Here is a 23,512-nt window from a genome sequence, read left to right on the forward strand (position 1 = left end):
CGAAACACTGCCTTACCCGAAACACTGCCCTTCGCCGCGGTAGGTGGGAACCGAGGTTCGGGTGCCGTCGGCTTCGACCACATACACGCGGTCGAAGCGCTCGCACAGCTCGCCGGCTTTGGCGTGACGGAACCATACGCGGTCGCCGATCGCGATGTTTCCGGCTTCCTTCCCGGTGACCGGTGTCTGGACTTCGCCGGCTCCTTCGTTGCGGAGCAGTTTGAGACCAGCGGGCCAGACCGGTGACGGAACGCGGGTGGCTCCGGCAGGTCCCGACGCGATGTATCCGCCGCCGAAAAGGGTCGTGACCGACGGCGTCGGCTTGCGCACGGCCGACAGTGCGAAGAACAGCGCCGGATCGGGACGGAAGGCGCGGTAGCGGTCGAACAGGGTCGGTACGTACAGTCCGGAGCCTGCTGTTACCTCGGTCACCACAGGATCGGCCGAGCTGACCTCCAGCGACCCCGTACCGCCGCTGTTGACGATCTCGAGTGCACCCACGGCATCGGTGACGGCCGCGACCACAGCGCCCCTTCTGGACGCCAGTTCGCGGGCAGAGGCCTTCTTGACCCAACCGATCGGAGCGCTGGTGTCCGGGAGGCCGGCGATCTGGGCTTCGTAGAACATCACTCCGACGACGGAGAATCCGCGCTGACGAGCACGCGCCGCGAGTGCGGCGACCGCGGCAGGTTCGCGCAGCGGCGAGCGTCGTACGCCTAGATGGATCGGACCGATCCGCAGTGACGCATCGACGTCGAGACATACCCGGACAGGCGCATCTCCCGTCGACGCCGAACGAATGAGATCCAACTGCGCATCGTCGTCGACCATCAAGGTGATCGATTGGAGGGCGGTGTCATCGGCAGCGAGATCCGCGATGGCGCCACGATCGGCGGTCGGGTATCCCATCAGGATGTCCCGTGCGCCGAGCCCGACCAGCCACAGAGCCTCGCGCAGTGAGTACGCCATGATTCCGCGGAACCCGCCGGATGCAGTCAGTGTGTCACCGAGAGTTTCAGTCAGAACCGTACGACAACGAACCGATTTGCTCGCCACTCGCACCGGGGTTCCACCGGCGCGGCGCACCAGGTCGGCTGCATTACTGCGCAGTGTGGTCAGATCCAGAGCAGCCAGAGGCGGGTCGAGTTCTCGCGTGGCAGCAGTGAGTCGATCGAGGGTCCTGGTCACAGATGATCCAATCGTCGCGGCGTGCGACCAGTCAATCACCAATCCTGGACGTATGTCCAGGATGGCGGTTCTACTGAGGCGCGACCACTGCTTTATTGGCGATTACCTGAACCATTTCTCCGAACTCGGCAATAGTCGCGTCGGAGTCACGATCGACCAGCCATCGCAGAACAAGGCCGTCGATCATTGCAAGACTCAGTCGCGCAATCGAACTCAACGGCTCCGTCCACACCGTGCCCGATATCTTGGCGCACTCTTCGAGAAACGACACCGCGAGCTCATCCATGATTCGGTACTGCTCAAATGCAACTGCCCCAGCACGTTCGGCTCCGAGATTGCGACTACGCAGTGCCTGCGCGGTAATTTCGTAGGTCAACAACTGGCGATCCGGGGTTGCTTCGATGGTCGGCCACATTCCGGTCAGGCCGATATGCAGCAATTCCCTGAGCCCCTGCACGCCACTGAGATCCGGCGCATGGCGGACCTGCGCGAACGCATACTGCATCGACGCACTGAGCTGCAGAATGAGCGTTTCACCCATTGCCGCGATCAGCGCTTCCTTGCTCTCGAAGCAGTAATGAACGACGCCGAGCGATACGCCGGCCTCCTCTGCCACCGCCCTTACCGTCACAGAACTGACACCGCGCTGTTCCGCAATAGACAAAGCGGACTCGACCAATTGTGTGCGGCGTTCGTCCGCCGGAAGCCTGTTCAGCATCCAATGATCGTAGAACGCAAATGACAAAATCTTCGCGCAATACTTGCCTGGACGACCGTCCAAGTACATTATTGCGTAATGGCTTCGGACACTTGGCAGAACTGGGCGGGCACTCAAAGTGCCGCGCCGCGTCGCTTTGCGACGCCGACAAATACCCGTGAACTTTCGTCGTTGGTCGCCGAGGCCGCGGCGCGCGGCCAACGCGTGAAGGCCGTCGGCGCCGGCCATTCGTTCACCGGTGTCGCGGTCACCGACGGTGTCCTCGTCAGCCTGGACAACCTGAGCGGAATCGACTCGATCACGCCGACCGACGACGGTGCGCTGGTCACTGTTTTTGCAGGCACTCGCCTTCATGCTCTCAACGAGGCCTTGTGGCAACGCGGATATGCGATGGCCAATCTCGGTGACATCGACGTCCAGTCACTGGCCGGCGCGACGTCCACCGGCACACACGGCACCGGCGCACGATTCGGCGGTATCGCCACACAGATTCGCGGAATCGAGATCGTTCTCGCCGACGGATCCGTCGTTACCGCAAGCGCTGACGAAAACGTCGAATTGTTCGAAGCAGGCCGCCTCGGATTGGGCGCAATCGGCATCATTTCGAAGATCACTCTCGCCTGCGTCCCGCGATTCACACTTCGCGCAATCGAGGAACCCGACACGCTGTCTCACATACTGGACACCCTCGAGAGCGATCGTCTGGGCTTGGACCACTTCGAGTTCTACTGGTTTCCGCACACCGACCGTGTCCTGACGAAGAGCAATACGCGACTGCCCGGAGATACCGAACCCGATCCAGTGGGCAAGGTCCGCGCGTTCGTCGACGACGAACTCCTCTCGAACACACTCTTCGAAGGTGTCAACCGCGTTGCCACCCTGGCACCGGCCGCGATCCCGAGAATCAACAACGTGTCGTCTCGATTGCTCGGCGCCCGGGAGTTCACCGATCGCAGCTACCGAGTATTCGCGTCTTCGCGCCGGGTGAAGTTCAAGGAGATGGAATACGCGATCCCCCGCGAACACGTCACCGAGACACTCCACGAAATCGACCGCTGGATGAAGAAGTCCGGAACTAACGTCGCATTCCCCGTCGAAGTACGTTTTGCTGCCGCCGACGACCTCTGGCTCTCGACTGCTCACGGACGCGACACCGCATACATCGCCGTACACCAGTACCACCGACGACCCGAAACCGAATACTTCGCCGCAGTGGAAGCAATCGCGCGCGCCGTCGACGGCCGGCCGCATTGGGGAAAAATGCACAACCGGACCGTCGACGACCTGCGTCCTACGTACGACCGACTCGACGACTTTGTCGCCGTGAGAGACAAGTACGACGCGAATCGTGTGTTCGACAACGAATACTTGCGTCAGGTGCTGGGCGACTGACGGTCAGCGCCGCAGCAGTTCCGCTTTTCGCGCATCGCTCGCAAACGAGGCTTTGATCGAGTTCCGGGCGAGGGTGTCTCGCTCGGCCTCGGTCAGACCCAAGGCTCGGCCCAGTTCGGTGAAATTGTCGTCGACGTATCCCCCGAAGTAGGCCGGGTCGTCGGAGTTGACCGTGACGATCAAACCCATCTCGAGCATCGATCGAAGCGGGTGATCCGACAGCGAATCGAACACCCGCAGACGAACGTTCGACAATGGGCAGACCGTCAGTGGAATCTCCTCGTCGACCAGACGCTCGATCAGGGCAGGATCCTCGAGTGCCCGGACTCCGTGGTCGATCCGCTCGGCGCCGAGAATGTCGAGTGCCTGCCAGATGTACTCGGGCGGTCCCTCCTCACCGGCGTGAGCGACAACGTGCAAACCCTCGGCACGCGCGCGGGCGAACACGTCCTCGAACAGTGACGGTGGGTTGCCTACCTCTGCGGAGTCGAGTCCGAGCCCGACGATCGGAGCCTGCAGGCGAATTATCTCGGAGAAGATCTCCTCGGCGTCCTTGACGGGCTGATCTCGGAGGATGGCGGCGATTGCCGCGCTGCTGAGCCCGAACTCGCGCTCGCTCGATGCCACCGCATCCATGATCCCGTCCAGGACCTCGGTCAGCGGAACACCACGGACTACGTGCGCCTGTGGATTGAAGAAGAACTCGGCATGCGCGACGCCGGCCGCAGCCGCCCGGCGGAAGTACGCTCGCGTCAGGTCGGCAAAATCCTCCGCGGTGCGCAGGACGGCCATGTTGGCGAAGTAGAGATCGAGGAACGACTGCAAGTCGGTGAACTCGTACCTCGACTTCAGATCGTCGATGTCCTTGTACGGCAGATCCATTCGATTGCGCTCGGCAAGTCGGTAAATCTGTTCGGGCTCCAGAGAACCCTCTATGTGCATGTGCAGTTCTGCGACAGGTGTAGCCATGTCGGTGTTACCGCCCCTTCCAGACCGGGGCGCGCTTCTCGGCGAACGCCGTCGCACCCTCGCGTGCATCTTCGGATGCGAATACCGGCGCCATGACCTGCAACTGCTTCGCGAAAGCTTCGTCGTCGGACCAACCGCCGGCCTTGACGATGATCTCCTTGGTGACCGCTACCGCGAGCGGTCCGTTGCGGGTGATTCGATCAGCCAGCTCCAGTGCGCCGTCGAGCGCCTTGCCCGGTTCGGTCAACGTGTTCACGAAGCCGTAGCGGTATGCCTCCTCGGCGGTGAAACTGTCGCCGGTCAGCGCCAGTTCCAGAGCCTTCTGGTACGGAATCCGCTTGGGCAGGCGCAATAATCCGCCGCCACCTGCAACCAGTCCTCGCTTGACCTCCGGGATACCGAACTTCGCTTCGGACGACGCCACCACCAGGTCGGTGGCAAGCACGAGTTCCGTGCCGCCTGCCAACGCGAAGCCCTCGACCGCCGAAATGATCGGCTTACGCGGTGGCCCTTCCGTGAATCCGAGACCGCGTCCCGGCACGAGGACGTTCTCGCCGGCCACGAATGCCTTCAGATCCATACCGGCACAGAAGTTTCCGCCGGCTCCTGTCAGCACGGCCAAGGACAGATCGTCGTCCGCATCGAGCTCTTCGACCGCGGCGGCCAACGCGTGACTGACCGCCGAGTTGATGGCGTTACGCGCCTCGGGCCGGTTGATGGTGATGATCAGTGTCCGCCCGCGCCGCTCGGTGAGAACCTCGTCCGCCATGATGTCCCTCTCGTTTGTCGACCACGCTCGCGTGACTACGCGACGTTGCGTTCGACAATACGGACGAAGCCATCGGGGTCGATCTGCGCGGTGTCGTGAGTGCAGAACCACCCCTGGGTGAACCTCGTCGAGGTCGCTTGCGGCGAGTTCCAATACCGACGCGTGACACTCGGCCCACGGCACAGCAACTCACCGAAACCACCTGGCGCATCCGGGCCGTACAACGCCACTTCCATTCCACCGAAAGCGATTCCGACGCTTCCGAGGTGGGTGGGCGCCGACTCGGTTGGCAGAATGAGACCAGCCCCACAGGTTTCGGTTTTACCCCACCCGATCACATGCCGAGCGGCCGGGAACAGAGTCAGCAGCTTGGATTCCTGTTCGGCCGTGATCGGCGACCCGCTGCAATCGATCCACTGCACCGACCTCGAACCGGCACGTGCCGCCGGTCCGAGCGTGAGCAACCGTGGCTCGAGCAAGTCCTCGGGCCGCCCGGTCACGATGTCGACGGTATGCACACTCTCACGCCAGAAGTCCCCGGCGAGGACCACCGTTCCACCGACCACCAACGTCGCGAGCACGTGCACGAAGTGCCGCACCGACTTGAAGTCGTTGTCCACCAGCAGATTCCGCACACCTTCGACGCCGTAGTCACGCGAGTGCAGAATTCCGACGATGGCAGAAAGCACGTTCTCGTTACTCAACTCGACGCCAAGCATCTCGCCCGAAGAATCCGCGGTGTACGCGAGGATCGCCATCTCGTCCGGGGCGGCGCCGTCGTCGATGAACGGAACACCGTGCGGGAGTTCCCCGTCGAGCACCAACACCGAACCACTGTCCGCGATGACGAAGTCCGCCGCGTCATCACTCAAGTGCACACCGACGGAGACCGGAACGCCGCCGGCGAGGATGACGCCGAGGCACGCCTCCATCCATCTCACCCCAGCGGCGACACGAATGGCCACACGGTCACCGATCTCGACGCCTCGCGACTTCAGCCCTCCCGCGACCCGCGACGCCTCGGCCCACAGCTCCGCGAAGGTGACCTGCTCGCCGTCGACCTCCTCGACCGCGACGCGCGAGGAGAACCGATGGACGGCGATGTCCAGTAGTTCGGACAACGACGGGTCCAGTTGGCTGTACCGAAGCACCCCGTCACCGGCGCGGGTGACGCGGGCGTCGGCGAGGAGCTGATTCGAACACGGGTATTCCACAAGCGTCGACCGCATCGATACCTCCACGTCACTGACAACCCACCGGCCATTCGACTATATGACGTGGATCACAGTTCGTGGAGGTCTCTGGCGATAATCGTCGCAAACTTACTTTCCGGAGTAGACCGCTTTGCCCGGTCCGACGTCGAGGAAACTGCGGACAGCGCCGCGTAGGTCATCGGTGGCGAACAGCGCACCGGACACCCCGGGGGTCACCGAATCCGCGTGGGCGATCCCGCCGGAACGCCAGGCCGCGACGATCTGTTTGGTAGCGTCGTGGGCTCGCGTGGGTCCGTCCGCCAACCTGGTCGCCAGGGCACGCGCCGCAGCATCGACATCGTCGTGAACTGCATTGACGACGCCCCACGAGTGCAGGGTTACGGCGTCGTAGAGATCGCCGGTCATGACCAACTCCCGCGCCCGTCCGGAACCGGCACGCTCGGCCAAACGCTGCGGTCCACCCATGGACGGCGTCAGACCGACCACTGTCTCGACCAGTCCGAACTTCGCCTTGGGCGCCGCGAGGATGATGTCGCAGGCCAAGGAGATCTCGAATGCAGCAGTCAGCGTCAACCCGTGCGCCGCATAGATCACCGGGCACGGCAAAGCCTCGAGCGGATGGCAGATCTGGGCGAACAGTTGGCGCCACAACTCCGCGCCCTGCTCCGGGTCGAGGCCGTCGAACACGTGGACGTCGACGCCGGCCGAGTTGACCTTGCCCTCGGCGCGCAGAAGCACCGCGCGCGGTGGGTTTTCGGTCAGCGTCGCAACATCGGCGATGACCGCGTCGAACATGGCCTGATCGAACAGATTGAGTGGTCCGTGTGCGAACGTCAGGACAGCCACCTCGGCACCACCATCGGTGGCGAAACGCTCGAGACGGGTGGGATGCGATTCGGGAGCAGTCATGCCGCCACACTGCCACATCGAACCAGCCTACGATCGTCGGGTGGACGGTCTGAGAAATGCGCTCGCGGACGTTGTGGGACACCGGTTCGTCGTCACCGACGCCGACGTGTTGACGACCCGTTCGACCGACCAGACAGGCCGGTACGCGGGCCGTGCCTGCGCCCTGGTCCGACCGGCCGATACAGCCGAAATCGCTGCACTGCTGAACGTGTGCCGCTCCCGCGGTGTACCGGTCACCGTTCAGGGCGGGCGAACGGGCCTGGTCGCCGGCACGGTGCCAGAACACGACGACGTCCTGCTCTCCACCGAACGCCTAGCGGCGATCGGCGACGTCGATCTTGCCGCCGGGCGGATCACCGTCGGGGCGGGAGTGACACTCGCGCAGGTACATTCCGCGGCGGCCGCCGCCGGTTTGAAGTTCGGTGTCGACATAGCCTCGCGGGACACTGCGACGATCGGCGGCATGGTGTCCACCAATGCCGGTGGCCTGCACACGGTTCGATACGGGAACATGGCCGAACAGGTGCTCGGACTCGAGGTGGTACTCCCCGACGGAACTACTGTGCGCCGGTCACCGAAAGTGCTGTCGGACAACTCCGGATACAACCTGCCCGCGCTGTGGGTCGGTAGCGAAGGAACTCTAGGGGTGGTCACTTCCGTCGACCTGAAATTACGGAAGATACCGACCTACCGCGTGACGTCGCTGATCGGTTTCGACGCACTCCAGGACGTCGTCGAGGCGGGGCGAGTGTTGCGCGCTCTCGACGGCGTCGACGCACTCGAATTGTTGGACGGGCGCGGTCTCGAACTGGCCGCACGCCATTTGAACGCCGCGGTTCCGACGGGGCGACCGTGGTACCTCCTCGCCGAGGTGTCCGCGGCCCACGATCCTCTGGAAGACCTGGCCGAGCTGCTCGAACGCATCGGCCCACCGCAGACCCCGGCCGTGGCGGTCGACGCCCCCGGCTCGACGCGCTTGTGGGCGGCCCGCGAATGCTTCGCCGAGGTGGTCGGATTGTTCGGTCCCCCACTGAAATTCGACGCGGCGCTACCGCTGGACTCGCTTGCCACCTTCACCGAGGACGCAACGGCGGTGATCGCGAGCCGAGCGCCCGAGGCAATTCCGATCCTGTTCGGACACGTCGCCGAGGGAAACATCCACCTCAACGTCCTGAACTGTCCGAACGCCGACATCGTGTATCGCAGTGTCCTCGAACTGGTTCGCGATCACGGCGGAAACGTCAGTTCCGAGCACGGGGTGGGCTCGCTCAAACGCAACTATCTGGACCTGGCCCTCTCGGCGCAGGACATAGCCACGATGTGGGCGATCAAGCGAGCCCTTGACCCGAGCGACTATCTCAATCGCGCAGTGATGTTTCCCGACGCGCTTCGGCACTGACGGCCATCGCGTCGTCGTGCGCGTCCCCGCGTAAAGGCCGGGCGAAGCACACCGACGCGACGAAACCGATGAGCAGCACACCCGCAGGTAGCCAGATCGACTCCGACATCGCCGTGCTGAACGGTTCACGGACGAACTCTGGGAGGTGACCAACGCCGGCTTCCGAACTGCCGCCGGTCAGTCCCTGAGCCGCCAATCGTGCAGTGATCAGAGCGCCGATCGCAGCGCTGCCGAGAACCGCACCCACCTGCCGGGTGGTGTTGTAGACGCCGGCGCCCGCGCCCGCCTGCATCGGAGGCAGGTTGTGTGTGGCGGTGGCCGCGAGCGGAGACCAGATGCACGCGTTCGCGAAGCCGATCAGGCCGATCGGCAGGAGCAGTTCCCAGATCGCGACGTCGGGAGACATCACCAGTGCCAGCCAACCCAAGGCGACGGCGAACAGCAAGAAGCCGGTGCCGGCGATGTAGCGCGGATGTGTCTTGTCGACGAGCTTGCCGATGATCGGGGCGAAGATACCGGTCAGCACTGCCATCGGAACGAGCAGCAACGCCGACTGCGTCGGGGAGAGGCCACGAACTGCCTGTGTGTAGAACATCAGCGGAAGGACCATCGACGTGATCGCAAAGCCCATCGCGGTGATGGCGACATTGGCGAGTGAGAAGTTGCGATCCTTGAAGAGTTCCAAGGGAAGCAAGGGTTCGTTCTTGTTGCGCGACTGGTAGAACACGAACACCGCGAGCAACACCACACCGGCGCCGATCAGGCTCCAGACGAATCCGTTCCAGTCGTACGAACTGCCTTCCTGGATTCCGAACACCAGAAGGAACATGCCTGCGGCGCTGAGGATCACGCCGGGGATGTCGAACTTGTGCTCGCTGGTCGGCAACGACGGAACGAGCTTCCAGGCGAGCAGGAAGGCGATGACACCAACCGGGACGTTGACGATGAAGATCCATTCCCAGCCGAGATTGTCCACCAGGACGCCACCGGCAAGCGGACCCACCAGGGTGGCAACACCGGCAACGGCGCCCCACAGACCCATTGCGGCGCCACGCTTGTTCGGCGCGAACGTGCGTGTGATGACGGCCATCGTCTGAGGCGTCATCATTGCAGCACCAAGACCCTGGAAAGCCCTTGCGACGATGAGCATCTCGACGCTGCCGGACAGACCACACCACAGTGATGCGCCGGTAAACAGTACGAGGCCGATCATGTACAGGTTCTTCGGACCGAACCTGTCACCGAGTCGGCCCGTGACGAGCAGCGGCACCGCGTACGCCAGCAGGTACGCGCTGGTGACCCAGACGACCTTGTTGATGTCGGTGCCGAGGTCCTCCATGATCGCGGGGTTGGCGACAGCGACGATGGTGCTGTCCACCAGAATCATGAAGAACCCGATACACAGCGCCCACAGCGCGTGCCAGGGATTGACCTGCTTTTCCATCTTCAGTCCTTAGGTAGTGCGGACGAGCCTGCGGAGCCGGCCAGCCGGTCGAGAAGTTCTTGTGAGAGCCAGGGCATTTCGCCGCTCTCGATGTCTGTCACCAACGCGCCGATCCACTCTCTTTCGGCGACGGTCAGTGCGTGGGCGTAGTCCGCGCCCACCGTGAAGATTCGTGGTTTCTCCGCGGCCTTCACCGCTTCGTAGTCGACCTCGAATTTCGCAATCGTCTTGTCGAGGTGCGCGAGACGGATCCGAAGCATCTGACACGCAGTCGATGCGGAGAGGTTGTGCATCTCGGCAAGCGCGAGTGGCAACCGCGGATACTCCCGCACCGGAACCGCCAACATCTCGCGTAGTTGATGTTCGAGGGCATCACGGCCGCGGGCAGTGATCTCGTACGTCGTCCGCTCCGGGCGGTTGCCCTCACGATCGGTCCCGATCGAAGCCAGAAGTTCCTGCTTCTCCAACCGGGAAACCGTGTGATAGAGCGATCCCGGCTTGATTTTCACCAGCTGATCCCCCCGCCGCACCGAGGCGAGTTGGTACATCTCGTACGGGTGCATCGAACGCTCGGACAGCAGGCCCAGCACGGTGATTCCCAAAGGCGTCAGTGACACGTCACCCATGAGTCCCCCTCCCTGACAAGCCGTAGTTGACTGACGAGCCGCAATTGACCATTTCTTGACTATTCCACCCGAAATAGTCCACATGGAATATACGACCTCTGTCCGTCTCGATCAACCCGTTCGAATCGGACTAGCCTGTAGCGAGTGGACGATCATCACCTCGACATCATCCGACTTGCCTGGGCGCGTGAGCTGGGACTCGGCGACTCGGCACTGCGTCCGGCGCACACGGCCCGGGTCGTCGGCGACGACATCCACGTTCTCGATCTGGCAGGCTCCGGTGCGATCGTCGGGCCACAGTGGTTCATCGAGCGCACAGAGGACATCTCCGTCGACGCACTACTGCAACCGGCGCGTCTCCTAGAGATCGCCGGCGATCACGGCGGCCGAATCACCGGTCCCGTCGATCTCGCTTTCCTCGGCGACTACACGGACGCGCCACCCGACGAGCAACTGCTGATTTCCCACGAGGTCGACGACGCCCTCGCCGTCGCTGCGCTGTGCCCACCCGACGACAGCACCACGGCCGACCTCGAGAACCGGACGCGGTGGTTCACCGCCGTCACCGATTCCACCGAGGTGCTCGGATGCGCGGCGTACTCCGAATTTCAGGGATTCGTGGCAGATCTCACGACCCTGACTGCTCCAGCGCATCGACGTCGCGGAATCGGCTGCGCAGTAACGCTTCTCGCTGCGGAGGACGCTCTCGATTCCGGGTTGATCCCGCAGCTACGCACGAGTCGCGGCAGCGCGATCGCCGCGACGCTTCCACGTAAAGCCAAATTCGACGTTCTGGGGGCATACGCTCGGGTACACGTGCACCTGCCCAGTTGACACTCGAAATGACACTCGAACGAGAGGGACCGCAGATGAGTACGGAAGACGGCGCGAGCGAACCGACATTCGTCGAAGAGGGTCGTGAATTCAAACGCGACACCAACTACATCCCGACCCGGATCACCGAGGACGGTCGCGACGGTTACCCCGTCGAACCGGGGCGATACCGGTTGATCGTGGCACGTGCCTGCCCGTGGGCAAACCGCGCCATCATCGTCCGCCGTCTGCTCGGCCTCGAAGACGTACTGTCGATGGGCATCTGCGGTCCGGTTCACGACAAGCGAAGCTGGACTTTCGATCTCGACCCGGGCGGCGTCGATCCCGTACTGAAGATCCCGCGACTACAGGACGCGTACTTCGCCCGAGATCCCGAATACCCCAGGGGAATCACGGTGCCCGCCATGGTGGAGATCGCGACGGGCAAGGTGGTCACGAACGACTACCCACAGATCACCCTCGACTTCTCGACGCAATGGAAGAAGTACCACCGCGAAGGCGCACCGGATCTGTACCCGGAGCCTCTGCGAAACGAAATCGACGAAGTGGCCGAGTACGTGTTCCGCGACGTCAACAACGGCGTCTACCGCTGCGGTTTCGCCGGTTCACAGCAGGCGTACGACGAGGCATACGACACGCTGTTCGCCCGCCTCGACTGGCTCACCGAACGTCTTGCCCGGCAACGCTTCCTGGTGGGAGACACCATCACCGAGGCCGATGTGCGCCTGTTCACCACGCTGGCGCGATTCGATCCCGTCTATCACGGCCACTTCAAGTGCAACAGAAGCAAACTCAGCGAGATGCCGGTGCTGTGGGACTACGCACGCGATCTGTTCCAGACTCCCGGATTCGGTGACACCATCGACTTCACACAGATCAAAGCGCACTACTACATCGTGCATTCCGAGATCAATCCCTCCGGAATCGTGCCCAAGGGACCGGAATTGACGCACTGGCTCGAACCGCACGGCCGCGAACAGTTGGGTGGCCGACCGTTCGGGGACGGCACACCGCCTCACCCGCCCATCCCGTCGGAAGTGGTTCCAGCAGAGCACTGGGCCACCAGATAGGTCGCGGCGGCTACTCCCCTGCGTACGTGCCGAAACTCCAGTACACACCTTCGGGATCACGGCAGGTGAACCCCCGCGAACCGTAGTCCTCGTCGCGCAATCCCTGCGTGATCGTGGCGCCCGCCGCGACAGCGCGTTCGTGGAGTGCATCAGCTGCGTCCGCGTCGTCCACGACGATGTACACCGAACCGATTCCAGGCGGCAGGCCGGCGATCGCCGAATCGGTGCGCGGCGAACCCAGCATGATGCCGCCACCGCCCGGCCAGTCGAGTTGGGCGTGGTCCACCACGTCTCCCTCGCCGTAGACGACCTTCTCCACGAAACCGAAGGTGCTCACCAGAAAGTGGATTGCAGCCCGGGCGTCGAGGTAGCGCAGTGTCGGCCAGATGGTCGTCGAACGAGATTCCGAAGTGGCGGTCATAACACTCGAACTCCTGCCTGGGAAAACTCACGAAGAAAACCGAGTCTCGTACGAGCCTATGGCCCCTGCGATCACCGCCGCTACCGAAAACTTCACCTATTCTCGAGATACGGTCCACCTCGCTTCAGAGGAGGACAACTGTGGAGGGGCAGCAATGAGCAAGTCGACGAACAACGACAGCGGGCGTATCGAGAAGGTCCTCGTTTCCGTTCTCGACAACGGAAGCCGCCTGCAAGCGCCCGCAGTGGCCAAATACGTCAACCACGTCCGTAAAGCGCACCCCGACGAGTCACCTGCTCAGATCGTCGAGCGGATGGAAAAGATGTTCATTCTCGCCGTGACCGGAAGCGGCAGCGCCGTCGGCGCCACGGCCGCGGTGCCGGGCGTCGGAACAGTCGCGTCCATCGCTGCAGTCGGTGCGGAATCGGCTTTCTTCCTCGAAGCGTCGGCGCTGCTCACATTGGCAATAGCGTCTGTCCACGGAATCTCCGTGCAGGATCATCAGCAACGACGCGCCCTGGTCCTGGCAGTCGCACTCGGCGAATCCGGCATGGAGATCGTCCAGAAGGCCACCGGGATCACGGCCAAGAACTGGGGAACGGCAATCACGAGCAAGATTCCCGGACCCACGATGAGGGGAATGAACAGCACCCTCGTGCGGAAATTCGTGACCAAATACGCCGCCAAGCGCAGCGCACTGATCCTCGGCAAGCTCGTTCCCGCCGGAATCGGTGCGGTCATCGGCGGTGCGGGTAACCGAGCCATCGGCAAGGGCGTCGTCAAGAATGCGCGCGAAGCCTTCGGACCCGCACCGGCCAGGTGGACCGATCACCTGATCGTGATGCCTGCCGACGATGCCGCAGTGCTTCCCCAGACGGAGTCACGCCGGGCCATCCGCAGATAGCCGTCCGGGCCGTAGGCTCGCATCACGTATTCGCCGCCGACCCGGGAGCAGCATTGACGAACACCGCAATGGGATCCTTCTCTGCCCCCATCGAGATTCGTGGGTTGACGAAGACGTTCAAGGCGGCGCGCGCGGTCAACGACCTGAGCTTCGACGTTCAGGCGGGCTCGATCACCGGGTTTCTCGGCCCGAACGGTTCGGGCAAGACGACCACGTTGCGGATGCTCCTCGGACTGGTGTCACCGACGTCGGGATCGGCCACGATCAACGGCACTCCGATGCGTTTGCTGCCCAACCCGGCCCGGACCGTCGGCGCAGTACTCGACGTCGGCAGTCTCCATCCGAAACGAACGGCGCTCGGACACCTCGAGATCTACGCGGCCGCTATCGGCATGCCGACTCAGCGCGCGGCGCAGGTGCTGGACATGGTCGGTCTGAGTTCGGTCGGAGCCCACAAGACCGGCACCTTCTCGCTCGGGATGCGCCAACGCCTGATCCTTGCCACCGCGATGCTCGGTGATCCCGAGATCCTCGTGCTCGACGAACCCGCGAACGGACTCGACCCCGAGGGCATGGCGTGGCTACGTCAGTTCCTGCAGACCTTCGCCGGTTCCGGCCGAACGGTTCTGATCTCGAGTCACGCGCTTCGTGAAGTGGAAGCGACCGTCGACAGCGTGGTCATCGTCAGCGCCGGCTCACTCGTCTACCAAGGGACCATGGACGAACTTCGTCGCTCCCAGCGCAGTCGACTGCTCGTCTCGTGTTCCAACCCAGCGCTCCTCGCCACGGCACTGGCCGCTCGGGGAATCATCGACGCCCAGATCACGCAGGACGGACGGCTCGCCGTGGGCGGCACCGACACGTCGGTGCTCCCACCGGTGGCGTCGGCGGCCGGTGTCACGATCTTCGGTGTCGCGACCGAAGGCGCAGATCTCGAGCAACTGTTCCTCGCGATGACAACACCGCAGTACGCGGTTCCCCAGGTCGGATACCACCGCCCACCCGGTCCCGGTTCCGGACCGGGCTATTACGGCCCTGCCGCATACGGACCTTCCGGAGGACACAGATGACCACGCTCGTGCGCGCGGAGACACTCAAAGTTCTCACCTTGCGCTACTGGTGGGCACTGGCCATCGCACCGGTCGTCGTGGCCGTGCTGATTGCTGCCTCGACTCGGACGTTCGTCGAAGTCGTGGCCGATTCGGCCGACACCACTTTCGACGTCGATGTCGTGTCCACCGGCGTCAGCCTCGGTGTCTCCAACACGCTTGTCCTGGTGTTCGCGGCCGTCTTCGGAGCACTCACCGCCGGATCCGAATTCGGCTACAAGACTCTCACCACGACGTTCCTCACAGCTCGCGGCCGCGACGGAGTTCTCGGCGCAAAACTTGCCGTCGTCGCGGTATTCGCCGTCGGCTACGCATTGGCGGTCGAAGTAGTCAGCATCGGCGCGATGTTGCTCTTCGGCCGGGACTTCAGTTTCACCACCGATCTCTTCGCCATCTGCGCCGCAGGCATTCTGGCGTGCGCGCTGTGGGCACTGCTCGGCGCCGGGGTGGCCCTGCTCACCGGTTCGTCGATGGCCGGTGCCCTCTCGGTCATCCTGTGGTTCGTCTTCGGTGAATGGATCGTCCGCGCCGTGCTGCTCGCGATGGATCTCGGTGGGATCGGGGCCGCGCTTCCGGTGTCGGCCACGATCGGCACCATCGTCAATGCGGCACCGTCGATCGACGTCGACGCGTTTGCGTCCTGGCCGAGCGGCCCGATGATGCTGGCCGCTTGGGTAGTTCTGTTCTGCGGGCTCGGTTGGCTACGGACCAGGACCCGCGACATCACCTGAAAAAGCTGTCTGGGGCCGGGTCTACCGTGGATCTCGATGAACACGATCAACACGGACAGTCCGGTAGCTGGAGAGGTGGATCGAGCTCCGGGCTGGATCCGCCGCTTGGCCCACGCATGCTGGTTGCACCGAAGAGTTGCGATCGGCGCGCTACTCGTTACGGTCATCGCCTCTGCGATCGACATCTCGTTTCCTCTCCTGACCCGCTATGCGCTCGACGCCGCAAGCCAGGAGAACCCGGGCAAGGTGATCGGGTTCGTCGCGTTGGCGATCGCGTTACTCGCGATCGTCCGCTTCGCGTGCCAGTACGGCCGACGGATGCTTGCCGGCCGACTCTCGCTCGACGTTCAACACGACTTGCGGCTCGCCCTGCTCGGTTCGCTGCAACGCCTCGACGGACGAGGGCAGGATCAGATCCGCACAGGCCAGGTGGTCTCCCGGTCCATCACGGATCTGCAGCTCGTCCAGGGTTTGCTCGCGATGGTGCCGATGTCCGCGGGAGCGCTCCTGCAATTCGTGCTGGCGATCGGCATCATGGCGTGGCTCTCGCCGCTGTTGACTCTCGTTGCTGTCGCCGTCATCCCAGCAGTAGGGCTGGTGGTGTTCCTGATGCGACCGATGCTCTTCGCCGCAACATGGTCCGCGCAGCAGCGTGCCGCCGACCTCGCCCAACACGTCGAGGAAACCGTCACCGGCGTTCGCGTCGTCAAGGGATTCGGGCAGGAACAACGAGCCGTCGACCAGCTGGAGAAACACAGCCGCACGCTGTACTCCGAGCGCCTTCGCGCCGCGTGGTTGAACGCGAAATTCGCGCCAACCATGGCCGCCTTGCCCCAGCTCGGGCAGGTGGGAGTGATCGCTCTCGGCGGGTATCTCGCACTGCACGACAAGATCACCGTGGGAACGTTTCTCGCGTTCGCCACCTACATCGTGACGATGACCGGAGTCACCCGAACTCTGTCGTCGGTCATCGTCATGGCGCAGCTGGCGCGCGCCGCTGTAGAGCGTGTCTACGACGTCATCAACGCTCAGCCGGACATCGCCGATCCAGACCATCCGGTGGACCTGCCCGACGGTCCTCTCGGAGTCACCTTCGACGACGTGGCATTCGGATTCGACACCGAACGCGACGTCCTGACCGGGCTGAACCTCCGCATAGAACCGGGCGAGACCGTCGCCGTCGTGGGTCCGGCCGCGTCGGGCAAGACCGCGTTGTCCTTGCTTCTCCCGCGGTTCTACGCACCGACTTCGGGTGCGGTGACAGTCGATACCGCCGGCGAGACGTTCCCCATCGGCGAACTGCGCAGTGAGCAGCTTCGTGCCGCCGTCAGCCTCGTCTTCGACGAACCGTTCCTGTTCTCGGACACCATCGCCGCCAACATCGCATTGGGTCGAGAGGACGCCTCCGACGAGGACATCCGCGACGCAGCAGGACTGGCACAGGCAGATTCGTTCATCGAGGCACTCCCGGACGGATACGACACCGTTGTCGGTGAACGAGGTCTGACGCTGTCGGGCGGCCAGCGCCAGCGCATCGCACTTGCCCGGGCACTGCTCGTCGACCCACGGATCCTGGTCCTCGACGACGCGACCTCCGCAGTCGATGCGGCTACCGAAGCCGCGATCTTCGACGCGTTCCGGGCCAGACGGCGCCAGACCACGCTCATCCTCGCTCACCGGCGGTCCACCCTGACGCTCGCAGACCGGGTCGCGGTTCTCGACGGCGGACGGATCATCGACTCCGGAACCGTGGACGAACTGGAAGCGCGATGTCCGCTCTTTCGTGCCCTGTTCTCCTCGCCGTCGGAACTACCGGCCGAACTCGACGACGTCGACTCCGATGCTTTCGGACGTGACCGCAGCGAGCCGACAACCGAGCAGTTGTGGCCGCAGGCACCGAAATCCGAAGCCGACAGCACAGCCGCTACGACGCAGGGTGCGGGCGGACCGATGGCCGGAGCGCTCAGCGGAATCGCGGTGACGCCGTCCCTGCGGGCAGCAGTCGATGCTCTCCCACCCGCACGCGAAGACCCCGGAATCGCTCCTGAGAGCCTGCGCGAATCGAATCCACAGTTCTCACTACGACAGATCTTGAGGCCGGTCCGCTGGGTTCTACTGGCGGTTGTCGTGTGCCTTGCCCTGGACTCCGCAGCGGCGATCGCATTTCCCTCCCTCGTCAGATATGCGATCGACCACGGAGTCGTGACCGCGGACAGCAGCACGCTCTGGATAGCGACGGCATTCGGCGCCCTCCTGGTCGCAGCGGACTGGGTCGTCGTCGCGGTCATGACGGTGCTCACCGCCCGGGCCGGCGAACGCGTGTTGTTCGGGCTCCGCGTGCGCAGCTATGCACACCTGCAGCGCCTGGGCCTGGACTACTACGAACGTGAATTGTCCGGGCGCATCATGACGCGCATGACCACCGACGTCGACGCGCTGTCGTCGTTCATCCAAACCGGCATGTCGACGGCGATCGTGAGCGTCCTGACCGTCGGCGGCATTTCGATCGCACTCCTGGCGACCGACGTGACGCTCGGACTGGTGGCGCTGGCCGTCATCCCACCGCTCGTGGTTGCGACCGTGATCTTCCGCAAGATCTCCTCGGTTGCCTACAGCCAGTCCCGCGAACGGATCTCGCTCGTCAATGCCGACTTCCAGGAGAACATCGCCGGTCTGCGAGCGGCTCAGGCCTACCGCCGCGAAGAAGGCGCGGCGCGTAGGTTCGCAGAACGCTCCGAAAGCTACCGCCGATCGCGGATGCGGTCGCAGCGAGCCATTTCGATCTACTTCCCGTTCATCTCGTTCCTGTCCGACCTCGCGTTGGCCGCAGTGGTGTTCGTCGGCGCGCACCAGATCGCCAACGGGTCGACGTCGCCCGGCGTACTGATCGCGTTCGTGCTCTACCTCGGACTGCTGTTCGGACCGATTCAGCAACTCTCACAAGTGTTCGATGGTTACCAACAGGCAAACGTCGGATTGCAACGAATCGGTGACCTTCTACGTACTCGGAGTTCGATCGAAACAGCCGACAGCGAGGATCTGATCGCGATCTCCGGACGGCTCGACGGAGCCGTCCATCTCGACGGGGTCGGGTTCCGGTACTCGGGTGCGGACGTCGACGCCCTCTCCGATTTCGATCTGCAGATTCCGCCGGGCACGACGGTTGCCCTCGTCGGCAGAACCGGTGCCGGGAAGTCGACGGTGGTGAAGTTGCTCGCCCGCTTCTACGACCCGACGTCCGGATCCGTCGACGTGGACGGAACCGACATCCGGAACTTCCACCTCTCGCAGTACCGACGTCGCCTCGGCGTGGTCCCGCAAGAGGCGCATCTGTTCACCGGCACGGTCGCCGACAACATCGCGTACGGGAGGCCGTCGGCGTCGCACGCGGAGATCGAGGAAGCGGCGCGTTCCGTCGGCGCACTGAATTCGATAGCCGACATGCGTGGAGGCATGAATCATCCCGTCGGCGAGCGCGGCCAGGGGCTCTCGGCGGGCCAACGCCAACTGATCGCATTGGCCCGTGCCGAACTGGTCGACCCGGACCTTCTGCTCCTCGACGAGGCGACCGCGACGCTCGATCCCGCGACCGAACGAATGGTGCTCGAAGCAAGTCGGTCGGTCACCCGGAAACGGACTTCCGTCGTCGTAGCTCACCGCCTCGCGACAGCTGCCCGAGCGGACCTCGTTGTCGTAGTTGACCGGGGACGTATCGTTGAATACGGCCCGCACGATGTTCTGCGGTATGCCGGTGGTCACTACTCGGGACTCTGGGATGCATCGCAGGCGCGTGAGGGGAATAATCTGACGTCGAGAACTGTCATCGAAGGCAACCCCGTCGCGTGACAGTCGGCACGGATTTGTACCGCCGAGAGGTAGTGCGCGATCGCAAGATCACGGACTTCCGTGAGACAGCTCACAAATTGTGTGCCGCACAATTGCTCGTCACACGCTCGGGCTAATCTCATATATATAGGCGCTCTGATCGGGTACCGAAATAGAAACGAGGCGAACACCTGCCGTGAGCAGCAGTTCTACATCCCAATTCGGACAGAACCAGTGGCTGGTTGACGAGATGTACCAACGCTTCCAGGACGATCCGTCGTCCGTGGATCCCAGTTGGCACGAATTCTTGACCGATTACTCGCCGGACTCGGCGAACACGGGAGGTGGAAACGGGACTGCCTCGAACGGCAACGCGGCTGCACCCGCCGCTGTTGTAGCTCCGCCTGCTGCTCCCAAGGCCACGCCTCCCGCCCCCAAGACCGCACCTCCTGCGCCGCCTGCCAAGGCGGCCGCACCGGCCCCCGCGAAGACGGCAGCGCCCGCCGCGAAGGCCGCCCCGGCCAAGCCTGCAGCAGCCAAGCCCGCGGCCGCACCCGCGAAGCCCGCTCCCGCCGGCGGAGCCGAGGAAACCAAGGTTCTCCGCGGCGCCGCAGCAGCGGTTGTCAAGAACATGTCGCTCTCGCTCGAGATTCCGACAGCAACCAGCGTGCGTGCCATCCCCGCGAAGCTGATGTTCGACAACCGCATCGTCATCAACAACCACCTCGCCCGTACCCGCGGCGGCAAGATCTCGTTCACCCACCTCCTGGGTTACGCGATCGTCCAGGCAGTCAACGCGTTCCCCAACATGAACCGGCACTTCGCCGAAATCGACGGCAAGCCGAACGCGGTCACGCCCGAGCACACCAATCTCGGACTCGCGATCGACCTTCCCGGCAAGGACGGCAACCGCTCACTGGTTGTTGCCGCCATCCGGAACACCGAGTCGATGAACTTCGTCCAGTTCCACGCGGCGTACGAGGACATCGTCCGACGCGCCCGTGAAGGCAAGCTCACCGGCGAAGACTTCACCGGCGTCACCATTTCGCTGACCAACCCGGGCGGCATCGGCACGGTTCACTCCGTTCCTCGCCTGATGAAGGGCCAGGGCGCCATCATCGGTGCGGGCGCGATGGAATACCCCGCCGAGTTCCAGGGCGCCAGCGACGAGAAGCTGGCCGAGATGGGCGTCGGCAAGTTGATGACTCTCACCTCGACCTACGATCACCGCATCATCCAGGGTGCCGAGTCGGGCGATTTCCTGCGCACGATCCACAACCTGCTGATCAGCGACGAGTTCTACGACGAGATCTTCCACGCGCTCGGCAACCCGTACGAGCCGGTGCGTTGGCGCAAGGACGTGCCGGAAGGCGCTGTCGACAAGAACACCCGTGTTCTCGAACTGATCGCTGCATACCGTGACCGCGGCCACCTCATGGCCGACACGGACCCGTTGCAGTTCGTCAAGGACAAGTTCCACAGCCACCCCGACCTCGACGTCATCAGCCACGGCCTGACGCTGTGGGATCTGGACCGCGAGTTCAAGGTCGGCGGCTTCCACGGCCAAGAGAAGATGAAGCTGCGCGACGTGTTGAGCGTGCTGCGCGACGCGTACTGCCGCCACGTCGGTGTCGAGTACACGCACATCCTCGAGACGGATCAGCGTCAGTGGATCCAGGACCGCGTCGAGGGCCATCACGCCAAGCCTTCGGTCGCTCAGCAGAAGTACATCCTGAGCAAGCTCAACGCCGCCGAGGCCTTCGAGACGTTCCTGCAGACCAAGTACGTCGGCCAGAAGCGCTTCTCGCTCGAAGGAGCCGAAGCCGTCATCCCGATGATGGACGCCGTGATCGACCAGGCCGCCGAGCACCAGCTCGACGAGGTCGTCATCGGAATGCCGCACCGTGGCCGTCTCAACGTGCTTGCCAACATCGTCGGCAAGCCGTACTCCAAGATCTTCACGGAGTTCGAGGGCAACATGAACCCGGCAGCCGCTCACGGCTCCGGCGACGTGAAGTACCACCTGGGCGCCAGCGGAACGTACATCCAGATGTTCGGTGACAACGACATCGCTGTCTCCTTGACCGCCAACCCGTCTCACCTCGAGGCCGTCGACCCGGTTCTCGAAGGCCTGGTCCGCGCAAAGCAGGACATCCTCGACAAGGGCGAAGAAGGCTTCACCGTCCTGCCGCTCATGCTGCACGGTGACGCTGCATTCGCCGGTCAGGGCGTTGTCGCCGAGACGCTGAACCTCTCGCTGCTTCGCGGCTACCGCACCGGCGGCACCGTACACATCGTCGTGAACAACCAGGTCGGCTTCACCACCGCTCCGGAACATTCACGCTCGTCCGAGTACTGCACCGACGTCGCGAAGATGATCGCCGCACCGGTCTTCCACGTCAACGGCGACGACCCCGAGGCGTGCGTCTGGGTTGCTCAGCTGGCCGTCGACTTCCGTGAGAAGTTCGGCAAGGACGTCGTCATCGACCTCATCTGCTACCGCCGCCGCGGTCACAACGAGGGCGACGATCCGTCGATGACCCAGCCGGCGATGTACGACGTCATCGACACCAAGCGCAGCGTCCGTAAGAGCTACACCGAGTCCCTCATCGGCCGCGGTGACATCTCGCTCAAGGAAGCCGAAGACGCACTTCGCGACTACCAGGGCCAGCTCGAACGGGTCTTCAACGAGGTCCGTGAACTCGAGAAGTTCCAGCCCGAACCGTCCGAGTCCGTCGAACTCGACCAGACTCCCCCGGCTCGCCTGACCACGGCTGTCGCTCCCGAGGTCCTCGAGCGCATCGGTGATGCGTTCGTCAACGTCCCCGACGGCTTCACCGTTCACCCGCGCGTCAAGCCGGTTGCCGAGAAGCGCCGCGAAATGGCCCGTGAGGGACATGTCGACTGGGCGTTCGCAGAATTGCTCGCGTTCGGCTCGTTGGCCGAGCAGGGTGCCTTGATCCGCCTCGCCGGTCAGGACTCCAAGCGTGGAACGTTCACGCAGCGTCACTCGGTCCTCATCGACCGCAAGACCGGCAACGAGTACAGCCCGATCGCCAAGATCGCTGCCGACGCCGAAAACGGCGGCAAGTTCATGGTCTACGACTCCGCACTCACCGAGTACGCAGGTCTGGGCTTCGAGTACGGATACTCGGTGGGTAACCCCGACGCTCTGGTCCTGTGGGAAGCGCAGTTCGGTGACTTCGTCAACGGCGCGCAGACCATCATCGACGAGTTCATCTCTTCGGGTGAGGCCAAGTGGGGTCAGCTCTCCGACGTCGTGCTGCTCCTGCCACACGGTCACGAGGGTCAGGGTCCGGACCACACCTCCGGTCGCATCGAGCGTTTCCTTCAGCTGTGTGCAGAAGGCTCGATGACCGTCGCGGTTCCGTCGACTCCGGCCAGCTACTTCCACCTGCTGCGTCGCCATCACCTCGACGGCATCCGCCGTCCGCTGGTGGTCTTCACGCCCAAGTCGATGCTGCGTAACAAGGCTGCAGTCAGCAACGTCGAGGACTTCACGACGGGCAAGTTCCGTTCGGTCTTCGAGGAGCCTGCATTCGAGAGCGGCGAAAGCGCCCGCGAATCGGTCAAGCGGGTTCTGCTGGTCAGCGGCAAGCTGTACTGGGAGCTTCTGGCGAAGAAGCACAAGGACGAGCGTGACGACATCGCAATCGTGCGCATGGAGCAGCTCTACCCCGTGCCGAAGCGTCGTCTCAAGGAGACCCTGGACCGTTACCCGAATGCGGATCAGTTCCGTTGGGTTCAGGAAGAGCCCGCAAACCAGGGTGCGTGGCCGTTCCTCGGACTGGCTCTGCCGGATCTTCTGCCGGAGACCTTGACCGGCATCAAGCGCATCTCGCGTCGTCCGATGTCCGCTCCCTCTTCGGGATCGAGCAAGGTGCACGCGGTGGAGCAGCAGGAGATCTTGGACGAGGCGTTCCTGCCGACCAACTGAGCAGTGGCGTTCCTGCCGACCAACTGATGTGA

Annotated in this window: 18 protein-coding genes; 9 read left to right on the forward strand and 9 right to left on the reverse strand. The window is 63.7% G+C overall.

Annotated features, from left to right (window positions below):
• Positions 1-12 precede the first annotated feature (12 nt).
• Positions 13-1,188, reverse strand: coding sequence for an amino acid deaminase/aldolase (locus ABX74_RS01095; RefSeq protein WP_020970184.1), 1,176 nt, complete (start codon positions 1,186-1,188; stop codon positions 13-15).
• A gap of 70 nt (positions 1,189-1,258) precedes the next feature.
• Positions 1,259-1,906 (reverse strand): TetR/AcrR family transcriptional regulator, encoded by a 648-nt coding sequence (locus tag ABX74_RS01100; RefSeq protein WP_020908434.1) that lies wholly within the window; start codon positions 1,904-1,906, stop codon positions 1,259-1,261.
• Between the two features lie 78 nt (positions 1,907-1,984).
• Between ABX74_RS01100 and ABX74_RS01105 the strand changes: the two genes are divergently transcribed.
• The gene (locus tag ABX74_RS01105; protein WP_047888041.1) at positions 1,985-3,298 is read left to right on the forward strand and encodes a D-arabinono-1,4-lactone oxidase; all 1,314 of its coding nucleotides are present in this window, start codon (positions 1,985-1,987) and stop codon (positions 3,296-3,298) included.
• 3 nt (positions 3,299-3,301) lie between these two features.
• Here ABX74_RS01105 and ABX74_RS01110 read toward each other — a convergent pair whose 3' ends face one another.
• The 4 genes from ABX74_RS01110 to ABX74_RS01125 all read right to left on the reverse strand — a co-directional run bounded on the left by ABX74_RS01110 (position 3,302) and on the right by ABX74_RS01125 (position 7,159).
• A complete protein-coding gene (locus ABX74_RS01110; RefSeq protein WP_019749316.1) occupies positions 3,302-4,267 on the reverse strand; it encodes an adenosine deaminase in 966 nt (321 codons plus the stop codon).
• Between the two features lie 7 nt (positions 4,268-4,274).
• Positions 4,275-5,036, reverse strand: coding sequence for a crotonase/enoyl-CoA hydratase family protein (locus tag ABX74_RS01115; RefSeq protein WP_019749317.1), 762 nt, complete (start codon positions 5,034-5,036; stop codon positions 4,275-4,277).
• A gap of 35 nt (positions 5,037-5,071) precedes the next feature.
• Positions 5,072-6,265 (reverse strand): class I adenylate-forming enzyme family protein, encoded by a 1,194-nt coding sequence (locus ABX74_RS01120; protein WP_020970185.1) that lies wholly within the window; start codon positions 6,263-6,265, stop codon positions 5,072-5,074.
• Between the two features lie 93 nt (positions 6,266-6,358).
• Positions 6,359-7,159, reverse strand: a complete 801-nt coding sequence (locus ABX74_RS01125) for an enoyl-CoA hydratase/isomerase family protein (protein WP_047888042.1) — start codon at positions 7,157-7,159, stop codon at positions 6,359-6,361.
• Here ABX74_RS01125 and ABX74_RS01130 point away from each other — a divergent pair.
• Positions 7,158-8,558, forward strand: coding sequence for an FAD-binding oxidoreductase (locus ABX74_RS01130; protein ID WP_047888043.1), 1,401 nt, complete (start codon positions 7,158-7,160; stop codon positions 8,556-8,558). The two genes, ABX74_RS01125 and ABX74_RS01130, sit on opposite strands and share 2 nt — an antisense overlap.
• On the opposite strand, the gene ABX74_RS01135 is transcribed toward ABX74_RS01130, so the two are convergent.
• Both ABX74_RS01135 and ABX74_RS01140 read right to left on the reverse strand, forming a co-directional pair.
• Entirely contained in the window at positions 8,518-10,002 is a 1,485-nt protein-coding gene (locus ABX74_RS01135) for a DHA2 family efflux MFS transporter permease subunit (protein ID WP_019749321.1), read from the reverse strand. The two genes, ABX74_RS01130 and ABX74_RS01135, sit on opposite strands and share 41 nt — an antisense overlap.
• 2 nt (positions 10,003-10,004) lie before the next feature.
• Positions 10,005-10,628, reverse strand: coding sequence for a PadR family transcriptional regulator (locus ABX74_RS01140; RefSeq protein WP_019749322.1), 624 nt, complete (start codon positions 10,626-10,628; stop codon positions 10,005-10,007).
• A 144-nt stretch (positions 10,629-10,772) separates the two neighbouring features.
• Here ABX74_RS01140 and ABX74_RS01145 point away from each other — a divergent pair, with 144 nt between their 5' ends.
• Together ABX74_RS01145 and ABX74_RS01150 are read left to right on the forward strand one after the other, a co-directional pair.
• Positions 10,773-11,462, forward strand: coding sequence for a GNAT family N-acetyltransferase (locus ABX74_RS01145; protein WP_021344981.1), 690 nt, complete (start codon positions 10,773-10,775; stop codon positions 11,460-11,462).
• Positions 11,463-11,497: 35 nt separating this feature from the next.
• A complete protein-coding gene (locus ABX74_RS01150; protein ID WP_029255797.1) occupies positions 11,498-12,532 on the forward strand; it encodes a glutathione S-transferase family protein in 1,035 nt (344 codons plus the stop codon).
• 10 nt (positions 12,533-12,542) lie between these two features.
• Here ABX74_RS01150 and ABX74_RS01155 read toward each other — a convergent pair whose 3' ends face one another.
• Positions 12,543-12,953 (reverse strand): VOC family protein, encoded by a 411-nt coding sequence (locus tag ABX74_RS01155; protein ID WP_019749325.1) that lies wholly within the window; start codon positions 12,951-12,953, stop codon positions 12,543-12,545.
• A gap of 154 nt (positions 12,954-13,107) precedes the next feature.
• Here ABX74_RS01155 and ABX74_RS01160 point away from each other — a divergent pair, with 154 nt between their 5' ends.
• The 5 genes from ABX74_RS01160 to ABX74_RS01180 all read left to right on the forward strand — a co-directional run bounded on the left by ABX74_RS01160 (position 13,108) and on the right by ABX74_RS01180 (position 23,480).
• On the forward strand, positions 13,108-13,857 hold the full coding sequence (locus ABX74_RS01160) for a hypothetical protein (RefSeq protein WP_029538444.1): 750 nt from the start codon (positions 13,108-13,110) through the stop codon (positions 13,855-13,857).
• Between the two features lie 68 nt (positions 13,858-13,925).
• The gene (locus ABX74_RS01165; RefSeq protein WP_020723663.1) at positions 13,926-14,927 is read left to right on the forward strand and encodes an ABC transporter ATP-binding protein; all 1,002 of its coding nucleotides are present in this window, start codon (positions 13,926-13,928) and stop codon (positions 14,925-14,927) included.
• A complete protein-coding gene (locus tag ABX74_RS01170; RefSeq protein WP_019749328.1) occupies positions 14,924-15,697 on the forward strand; it encodes an ABC transporter permease in 774 nt (257 codons plus the stop codon). Before ABX74_RS01165 ends, ABX74_RS01170 begins: the two co-directional genes overlap by 4 nt.
• 36 nt (positions 15,698-15,733) lie before the next feature.
• The gene (locus tag ABX74_RS01175) at positions 15,734-19,543 is read left to right on the forward strand and encodes an ABC transporter ATP-binding protein (protein ID WP_047888044.1); all 3,810 of its coding nucleotides are present in this window, start codon (positions 15,734-15,736) and stop codon (positions 19,541-19,543) included.
• 175 nt (positions 19,544-19,718) lie between these two features.
• The gene (locus ABX74_RS01180; RefSeq protein ID WP_019749330.1) at positions 19,719-23,480 is read left to right on the forward strand and encodes a multifunctional oxoglutarate decarboxylase/oxoglutarate dehydrogenase thiamine pyrophosphate-binding subunit/dihydrolipoyllysine-residue succinyltransferase subunit; all 3,762 of its coding nucleotides are present in this window, start codon (positions 19,719-19,721) and stop codon (positions 23,478-23,480) included.
• The last annotated feature ends 32 nt before the right edge of the window (positions 23,481-23,512 follow it).

Origin of the sequence: Rhodococcus sp. ARP2, assembly GCF_001029585.1 — a bacterium.
GTDB classification, from domain to species: domain Bacteria; phylum Actinomycetota; class Actinomycetes; order Mycobacteriales; family Mycobacteriaceae; genus Rhodococcus_F; species Rhodococcus_F erythropolis.

Coding starts and splice junctions, on each gene's coding strand:
- ABX74_RS01100 (WP_020908434.1), bottom strand. CDS start 1,906: ATGCTGAACAGGCTTCCGGCGGACGAACGCCGCACACAATTGGTCGAG.
- ABX74_RS01105 (WP_047888041.1), top strand. CDS start 1,985: ATGGCTTCGGACACTTGGCAGAACTGGGCGGGCACTCAAAGTGCCGCG.
- ABX74_RS01110 (WP_019749316.1), bottom strand. CDS start 4,267: ATGGCTACACCTGTCGCAGAACTGCACATGCACATAGAGGGTTCTCTG.
- ABX74_RS01115 (WP_019749317.1), bottom strand. CDS start 5,036: ATGGCGGACGAGGTTCTCACCGAGCGGCGCGGGCGGACACTGATCATC.
- ABX74_RS01120 (WP_020970185.1), bottom strand. CDS start 6,265: ATGCGGTCGACGCTTGTGGAATACCCGTGTTCGAATCAGCTCCTCGCC.
- ABX74_RS01130 (WP_047888043.1), top strand. CDS start 7,158: ATGCCGCCACACTGCCACATCGAACCAGCCTACGATCGTCGGGTGGAC.
- ABX74_RS01125 (WP_047888042.1), bottom strand. CDS start 7,159: ATGACTGCTCCCGAATCGCATCCCACCCGTCTCGAGCGTTTCGCCACC.
- ABX74_RS01135 (WP_019749321.1), bottom strand. CDS start 10,002: ATGGAAAAGCAGGTCAATCCCTGGCACGCGCTGTGGGCGCTGTGTATC.
- ABX74_RS01140 (WP_019749322.1), bottom strand. CDS start 10,628: ATGGGTGACGTGTCACTGACGCCTTTGGGAATCACCGTGCTGGGCCTG.
- ABX74_RS01150 (WP_029255797.1), top strand. CDS start 11,498: ATGAGTACGGAAGACGGCGCGAGCGAACCGACATTCGTCGAAGAGGGT.
- ABX74_RS01155 (WP_019749325.1), bottom strand. CDS start 12,953: ATGACCGCCACTTCGGAATCTCGTTCGACGACCATCTGGCCGACACTG.
- ABX74_RS01160 (WP_029538444.1), top strand. CDS start 13,108: ATGAGCAAGTCGACGAACAACGACAGCGGGCGTATCGAGAAGGTCCTC.
- ABX74_RS01165 (WP_020723663.1), top strand. CDS start 13,926: ATGGGATCCTTCTCTGCCCCCATCGAGATTCGTGGGTTGACGAAGACG.
- ABX74_RS01170 (WP_019749328.1), top strand. CDS start 14,924: ATGACCACGCTCGTGCGCGCGGAGACACTCAAAGTTCTCACCTTGCGC.
- ABX74_RS01175 (WP_047888044.1), top strand. CDS start 15,734: ATGAACACGATCAACACGGACAGTCCGGTAGCTGGAGAGGTGGATCGA.